Source organism: Peribacillus sp. P4_C12, from assembly GCF_056402095.1.
Genome location: NZ_JBFUIB010000158.1, coordinates 1 through 7,635, shown reverse-complemented (window position 1 = coordinate 7,635; position 7,635 = coordinate 1). Strand labels below are relative to the sequence as shown.

Here is a 7,635-nt window from a genome sequence, read left to right as displayed (position 1 = left end):
TCACTATGGTGGAGAAGATAATATCACCCTTGTGCTTGTTCAATTTATCGATGAAAGCGAAAGCAGGTGAACTCAATGTTGATTGGTAGAAGAATCAACGGCCGTTATAAACTGATCGAGATGGTCGGTGGCGGCGGTATGGCGAATGTTTACCTTGCAAGGGATATGATTTTGGACCGTGATGTAGCGTTGAAAATCCTTCGTATGGATTTTAATAATGACGAGGAGTTCATCAAGCGTTTTAATCGTGAAGCACAATCAGCAACAAGTCTAGCTCATCCGAATATTGTAAGTATTTATGATGTTGGTGAAGAAGATGCTATCTATTATATTGTCATGGAATATGTGGCCGGTTTTACACTAAAGCAATACATACAAAAATATTATCCGATTCCTGTTGAAAAAGCCTTGGATATCATGAAGCAAATTACGGCAGCGATTTCCCATGCCCATCATAACGGGATTATCCATCGGGACATCAAGCCACAGAATATTTTGATTGATAAAGAAGGAACCGTCAAAATTACGGACTTTGGTATTGCATTGGCTCTAAGTGCAACGAATATAACTCAGACGAACGCAGTCTTAGGCTCTGTTCATTATTTATCTCCAGAACAGGCTAGAGGCGGAATGGCCAATAAGAAATCTGATATTTATTCACTTGGTATCGTCATGTTTGAATTGCTAACGGGGAGATTACCCTTTTCAGGTGAATCTGCCGTTTCGATAGCTCTTAAACATTTACAATCAGAAACTCCTTCGCCAAAACGCTGGAACTCTGAAATACCACAAAGTGTGGAAAATATTATCTTAAAAGCGACAGCAAAAGATTCATATTACCGCTATGAAAGTGTAGATTCAATGGAAGATGATATTCGAACGTCGCTTAATCCAGAGCGTTTAAATGAATCTCCTTTTGCTATTCCTGAAGATCATGATGCAACAAAGGCCATACCAATCATCACGGATGATCAACTTTCAAGTATTGATGAGACAATAGTAAGGGGCCCGGAAAAAAACACTCTAGTCTATGTGGATGATGAGGATAGTGAGTCAGAAGCGGACACTAAAACAAAAAAGAAACAGAAGAAACAGAAAAAACAAAAAACAAAGTCAAAACAAAAAGATAAAAAACGAAAAAAATTGTCTACCATTTTAGTTACCATCTTTTTAGTTCTTGCCCTTTTTGCTGTTTTATTTATAACTCTTGCACCGACGATGCTTGATTCGAAGGAAGTTACCATCCCTGATCTTAAAGGGAAAGAGTTGGATGATGCTATTACTGAATTGGTTAATTTGAAACTGGTTGTTGGAAATACGATTGAGATTGAAGATGAAGAGGTCGAAAAAGACCTAGTGATTAAAACGAACCCTAAGCAAGGCAAGACGGTCAAGGTAGGTGCGAAAATTGATATTTACCAGAGTATTGGTAAAGAAACGATTTCGTTGTCTAGCTATGAAGGCAGAAAGTATTCAGATGTCGAATCCTTCCTTGAAAAAATGGGGTTCAAGGACATTGTCGTGACCGAAGAGTATGATGACAGTGCAGCAGGTACGATAATAAAACAAACTCCTTCGGGAGGTACCGAAATCGTACCATCCGATACGGAACTAGAGTTTACCATTAGTAAAGGTGCAGATCGATTAAGCTTAAAGAACCTAACTGGTTTCAATGAAGCTGGCCTAAATGATTACTCTAATGACAGTGGAATAAAGATTGAGGTGGAAGATAAAGTCTATAATGATTCCATTGCAGAGGGGCTTGTCATATCTCAGTCACCTGAACCGGCTACTAGAGTCGAACAAGGTAGTACGGTGAAAGTAGTCCTTTCAAAAGGGAAAGAAGAAATCCCTCCAAAAAAGGTAACAGAGGAAATTACGATTGAGTATGATCCAGTAGAGCCAGGCAAAGCGCAAGAGATCCAAATTTTCATTGAAGATATCAACAATAGCATGACGGAGCCTCAAGAATCATTTTTTATCGTAGAAACGGTAAAACGAAAGATTGATCTAATGGTATCTCCAGATAAGAAAGCCGGATATAAAGTCATGCGGGACAATCAGGTCATTATCGACGAATCCGTCTCTTATCCAAATTAAATATATTAAATTAGGAGTGTGGCTATGCCCGAAGGAAAAATTATTAAAGCATTAAGTGGATTTTATTATGTTCTTGATGGAGAAGAGGTTTTTCAATGCCGAGGCCGTGGAGTATTCCGGAAAAATAAGGTAACACCTCTTGTTGGTGATTATGTGGTTTATCAGGCGGATAATAAAACAGATGGGACTGTAACCGAAATAAAGCCACGTAAGAATGAATTGATTCGTCCTCAGATATCAAATGTAGATCAAGCCATTCTTGTGTTTTCGGCCGTTGAACCTGATTTCAGCCCAGCCTTGCTTGATAGATTTCTCGTTCTTATTGAAGATAACGAAATCGAACCCATTATCGTTGTAACGAAGATGGACTTAGTGACTGCTGAGAGCCAAGAGAAATTGTCTCAGTATATCAAAGACTATCAGAAGTTGGGCTATACAGTGCTGGAGACTTCTTCAGTTTCCACTGGTGGTATTGAAGAGCTTGTTCCTTATATAGAAGGAAAAACAAGTGTATTTGCCGGTCAGTCAGGGGTTGGGAAATCTTCATTGCTGAATGCAATCAATCCTGAATTAGCTTTAAAGACAGATGATATATCGTCCCACTTAGGACGTGGAAAGCACACCACTCGTCATGTGGAATTGATTCATATTGGTTCTGGACTTGTTGCGGATACACCTGGATTTAGTTCACTTGAATTTATGGAAATGGAAGCTGAACGCTTATCCTATTGCTTCCCAGAAATGCATAAGCATGGAGAAGACTGTAAATTCCGGGCTTGCTTGCATGACAAAGAGCCGAAGTGTGCTGTGAAGGAAGCGGTTGATACAGGGGAGATTCCACGGTATCGTTATGAGCACTATATGCAGTTTTTAGAGGAAATTAGAGATAGAAAGCCGAGGTATTAGAATGGTTAAAATTGCACCATCTATTTTATCAGCTGATTTTGCTAAACTTGGAGAAGAGATTCTGGATGTGGAAAGGGGCGGTGCGGACTTTATCCATGTGGATGTCATGGATGGTCATTTCGTGCCCAATATTACGATAGGCTCATTAATTGTCGATGCTATCCGACCGGTGACAAGGCTTCCGCTTGACGTACATTTGATGATTGAACACCCTGATCGTTATATCGAAGCATTCGCGAAAGCGGGAGCTGATTATATAACTGTACATGTTGAGGCATGCACGCATTTGCATCGCACGATTCAGTTAATTAAATCTTTTGGTGTGAATGCAGGCGTTGTGCTTAATCCGGCTACGCCGGCTTCCTTAATTCAGCCTATCATCGAAGATATTGACATGGTGTTGTTAATGACTGTTAACCCGGGGTTTGGCGGGCAAAAGTTCATCGCATCCGTACTACCGAAAATTGCTGAAGTGAAGGCGATGGCAGACAAATATAATCCAAAGCTTGAAATTGAGATTGATGGCGGAGTAAATGAAGAAACGGCTAAACTTTGTATCGAGCAAGGAGCAACCGTGCTTGTGGCCGGATCTGCCATATATAATCAAAAAGATCGCCATGCAGCTATTCAAAGGATTCGTGGAAACTAAAAGAAAAAAGCCGACATTATCATATTCGTATGATAGTGATCGGCTTTTTTTACACAGAAAGTATGTGCTAATAAATAAAAACGATGTTTCTGTAACGATATGAGTGATAAGAATATTTTATGAAGAAGGATGATTTCATGATTATTAGTATAATGGCTGGGGGCCCTGAGTATTTGTGGCCGGATTTAACAGGATATAAAGAGATGACAGATTTATGGGTTGGAGTCGATAGGGGAGTATGGGCGCTGCTTGAAAATGATATAGAGCCTAGGTTCGTATTCGGCGATTTTGATTCAGTTTCAGAAGATGAATATATGAATATTAATCAAAGACTGGAACATATCAATCTATATCCTTCTGAGAAGGATGAAACGGATCTAGAAATTGCTTTTAAATGGGCTGTAGAACAAAAACCAAGTGAAATTCATATATTGGGTGCTACAGGAGGGAGATTGGATCATTTTCTTGGTAATATCCAGTTACTTCAGAAAGAAAGCATCCTTCCTGTTCATAAGGAAATAGATATGTACATAGTTGATAAACAAAATATATTTTCAGTAAAGACACCGGGCTCTTATAAGGTCACTGCATTGAAAGACAAGAAGTATGTGTCTCTACTCCCTGTTACAGCAGAAATCACTGGCATTACACTCTCAGGCTTCAAATATCCGCTAATTGACGCAAGGCTAGAGATAGGGTCGACACTCTGCATTAGCAATGAACTAATTTCTGATTGTGGGAATGTTTCATTTGAGGAAGGCATATTAATGGTGATAAGAAGCAGTGATTAAAATTCATGCTTAGAGCAGATTCGGATATATACGATCATCCTATATCCGCTTAAAAGCTTATGTTGTAATAGAAAAAATTCCACTTCATCTTATTTGTGGGATGCAAAGAGGAGGGGCATGATGAAATTTTATACGATTAAATTGCCAAAAGTTCTGGGCAGTTTGGTAAGGGCTATGCTCGGAGCGTTTAAAAAAGGCTGATACTTATCTCCATAACACCTCTCTATTTAAGGGGGGTGTTATTTTTTCGGAATTATTAGAGGACAATGAAAAGAATAGGCAAGCCATTAATGGGTGATGACTTTATTGAATGAGGACTAGGCCAGATCAAATAAAGCATACCCATTAAAAATGCAGCCATTTCAAATAAAAAGGCATCCTGAGAGGATGCCGTAACATTATACGCGTTCTACTTTGCCCGATTTAAGAGCTCTTGCAGAAACGTATACACGTTTAGGTTTACCGTCAACTAAAATACGTACTTTTTGAAGGTTAGCGCCCCATGTACGCTTGCTAGCGTTCATTGCGTGAGAGCGGCTGTTACCAGAACGAGTTCTTCTTCCAGTGATTACACATTTACGTGCCATGTTAAATTCCCTCCTAACTACAACAAGCTTAAGTTTTTCAAAGTCGTCTTAAGTCTTTGTAAAATACTTTAATAATTTATCATACCTACCGTGAGAATGCAATACTTCAGTTAATTACTTTCAAGAAAAAAACCTTGACATACATACTTTAAAATTGAATTATAATAAGAACCGTAAGACATTTACTTTTAAAACAATAGACATTATAGTAAAATGTCTTTAGTTGATTTGATTTTTGGGAGGGAAAAGAAAATGTCTATCGAATTACAAACAAAATATGGACAAATTGATATCTCTAATGATGTGATCGCTACTGTAGCCGGCGGCGCAGCTGTGGATTGCTACGGAATTATAGGAATGGCTTCCAAAAAACAATTTAAAGACGGCATTGCCGAAATTTTAAGAAAAGAAAACTTTACAAAGGGTGTAATAGTGCGTCAAGTAGAGGAAGAAGTTCATATCGATATGTATATTATCGTGAGTTATGGAACTAAAATCTCGGAGGTTGCGCATAATGTGCAATCAAAGGTAAAATATACTCTGGACAAAACTGTCGGATTAGCTGTTGAATCCGTTAACATTTTTGTACAGGGAGTTCGTGTGACGAACCCTTAAGCAATAGGAGGAAAGTTTTGTGTCAATTACAAGTTTAGACGGAATGCGCTTTGCAGAAATGATCATTCAAGGAGCCAATCATTTAGCAGCTAATGCCCAAATGGTTGATGCATTGAATGTTTTTCCTGTTCCGGATGGTGATACTGGAACAAATATGAATTTATCAATGACTTCCGGAGCGAAGGAAGTACAAAATAATGTGCAGGAACATATCGGGAAAGTGGGTACTTCTCTTTCAAGAGGCCTATTAATGGGTGCACGCGGTAATTCTGGGGTTATCCTTTCACAACTTTTCCGAGGTTTTGCTAAAGCGATTGAACATAAATCGGAAATTAATAGTGAAGAATTTGCCCAAGCTTTTGATGCAGGTGTTCAGACAGCGTATAAAGCCGTTATGAAGCCTGTTGAAGGTACCATTTTAACGGTTGCGAAAGATGCTGCCAAGCAAGCGGTTTCATCAGCAGCTAAGCACCAGGACCTTATTCAGGTAATGGAGGAAATCGTAACTGAGGCAAATGCTTCACTAAAACGCACACCTGATCTTCTTCCTGTATTAAAAGAAGTGGGAGTTGTTGACAGTGGCGGACAAGGGTTGGTTTTCGTGTATGAAGGCTTCCTTGCTGTATTGAAAGGTGAAGCTCTTCCTGTCCGATCAGCAAACGGTCCAAGCATGGATGATTTGGTCAGTGCCGAGCATCACATGAACGTACAAGGACATATGAACACTGAAGATATCGTGTTTGGCTATTGCACAGAATTCATGGTCCGATTGGAAAGTGACAAGCTGGCTAACAAATCGTTTGATGAAGAAAAGTTCCGCAACGATTTAAGTGAATACGGAGATTCATTATTAGTCATCTCTGATGATGAAGTTGTAAAAGTACATATTCACTCAGAACAGCCTGGTAACTGTCTTAATTATGGACAGCAATATGGTAGTTTAATCAAGATGAAAATCGATAATATGCGCGAACAGCATACAGCGATTGTTGGTGAAACAAATGCGTCGCTTCAAACGAAGCCAAAATCGAAAGAAAAATACGGTGTTGTGTCGGTAGCTATGGGCACAGGTATCAGCGAGCTATTCAAAAGCATCGGTGCTAAATCGGTTATTGAAGGCGGACAAACGATGAACCCTAGCACAGAAGACATTGTAAAAGCAGTCGAAGAGGCGCATGCCGAACATGTCATCATCTTACCTAATAATAAAAATATTATTATGGCTGCCAATCAAGCTGCAGATGTTCTGGGAGATTATGTGACTGTTATTCCTACGAAGACAGTGCCACAGGGCATGGCTGCATTGTTGGCTTTTAATCCATCACAAGATGCTTCTGAGAATAAAAAGGCGATGATTGAAGCCCTTTCACATGTGAAAACGGGTCAGATTACTTATGCTGTCCGGGATACGAACATTGATGGCCTTACAATCAAGACCGGAGACTTCATGGGAATCGATGAAGGAACCATCAAAGTGAAAGATAAAGACAAATCTCAGGCAGCAAAGGACCTTCTTTCTGAGATGATCAATGAAGATTCCGAAATCCTGACCATTTTATATGGAGATGATGCAACTAAAGAAGAAGTAGAGGACCTTGTTGCATTTTGTAATGATAATTTTGAAGATGTTGAAGTTGAAGTCCATAACGGAAAACAACCGTTATATTCTTTCATTTTTTCAATTGAATAATTAAGGCATCATTAAAATAAGGGACTGATCCGTCGCTTTGTTATGATACTGTAAGAATAAAAGGCAATAAACTGCATATGTCATTAGGCTATGCAGTTTATTTTTGCGATATTAAGGATAAAAAACAGCTTTGATGGAGCGACTGTAAATTTGGGTACTATATAAATAACTCCCAGCGTGTTCCTTTGAGTTCAGTTATAAAGAAGGAGGAGTAGATCATGAAATTTAGAAGTGTATTTGATATCATAGGCCCAGTAATGATTGGTCCTTCTAGCTCTCATACAGCAGGAGCTGCAA

Annotated in this window: 8 protein-coding genes and 1 pseudogene; 8 read left to right on the top strand and 1 reads right to left on the bottom strand. The window is 39.1% G+C overall.

All coding sequences use genetic code 11. The features are described from left to right. Positions 1-75: 75 nt before the first annotated feature. The 5 genes from pknB to spoVM all read left to right on the top strand — a co-directional run bounded on the left by pknB (position 76) and on the right by spoVM (position 4,647). Positions 76-2,100, top strand: coding sequence for a Stk1 family PASTA domain-containing Ser/Thr kinase (pknB, locus tag AC1DUW_RS17030; RefSeq protein WP_053345278.1), 2,025 nt, complete (start codon positions 76-78; stop codon positions 2,098-2,100). A gap of 24 nt (positions 2,101-2,124) precedes the next feature. Then, positions 2,125-3,006, top strand: coding sequence for a ribosome small subunit-dependent GTPase A (rsgA, locus tag AC1DUW_RS17025; protein WP_053345279.1), 882 nt, complete (start codon positions 2,125-2,127; stop codon positions 3,004-3,006). A 1-nt stretch (position 3,007) separates the two neighbouring features. Next, positions 3,008-3,655 (top strand): ribulose-phosphate 3-epimerase, encoded by a 648-nt coding sequence (gene rpe, locus AC1DUW_RS17020; protein WP_053345280.1) that lies wholly within the window; start codon positions 3,008-3,010, stop codon positions 3,653-3,655. 137 nt (positions 3,656-3,792) lie between these two features. Further along, the gene (locus AC1DUW_RS17015) at positions 3,793-4,446 is read left to right on the top strand and encodes a thiamine diphosphokinase (protein ID WP_053345281.1); all 654 of its coding nucleotides are present in this window, start codon (positions 3,793-3,795) and stop codon (positions 4,444-4,446) included. Positions 4,447-4,566: 120 nt separating this feature from the next. After that, positions 4,567-4,647 (top strand): stage V sporulation protein SpoVM, encoded by an 81-nt coding sequence (gene spoVM / locus AC1DUW_RS17010; RefSeq protein ID WP_034313769.1) that lies wholly within the window; start codon positions 4,567-4,569, stop codon positions 4,645-4,647. Between the two features lie 197 nt (positions 4,648-4,844). Here the strand turns inward: spoVM and rpmB are convergent, their stop codons facing one another. Beyond that, positions 4,845-5,033, bottom strand: coding sequence for a 50S ribosomal protein L28 (rpmB, locus tag AC1DUW_RS17005; RefSeq protein ID WP_034313767.1), 189 nt, complete (start codon positions 5,031-5,033; stop codon positions 4,845-4,847). 252 nt (positions 5,034-5,285) lie between these two features. On the opposite strand from rpmB, the gene AC1DUW_RS17000 reads away from it, so the two are divergent. From AC1DUW_RS17000 to AC1DUW_RS16990, 3 genes and pseudogenes are all read left to right on the top strand, one after another. Continuing rightward, entirely contained in the window at positions 5,286-5,648 is a 363-nt protein-coding gene (locus tag AC1DUW_RS17000) for an Asp23/Gls24 family envelope stress response protein (protein WP_053345282.1), read from the top strand. Between the two features lie 19 nt (positions 5,649-5,667). Beyond that, complete coding sequence (locus AC1DUW_RS16995; RefSeq protein WP_053345283.1) at positions 5,668-7,338, top strand: DAK2 domain-containing protein; 1,671 nt, start codon at positions 5,668-5,670, stop codon at positions 7,336-7,338. A 218-nt stretch (positions 7,339-7,556) separates the two neighbouring features. Then, positions 7,557-7,635: pseudogene (locus AC1DUW_RS16990) on the top strand (L-serine ammonia-lyase, iron-sulfur-dependent subunit beta); the annotation flags it as partial.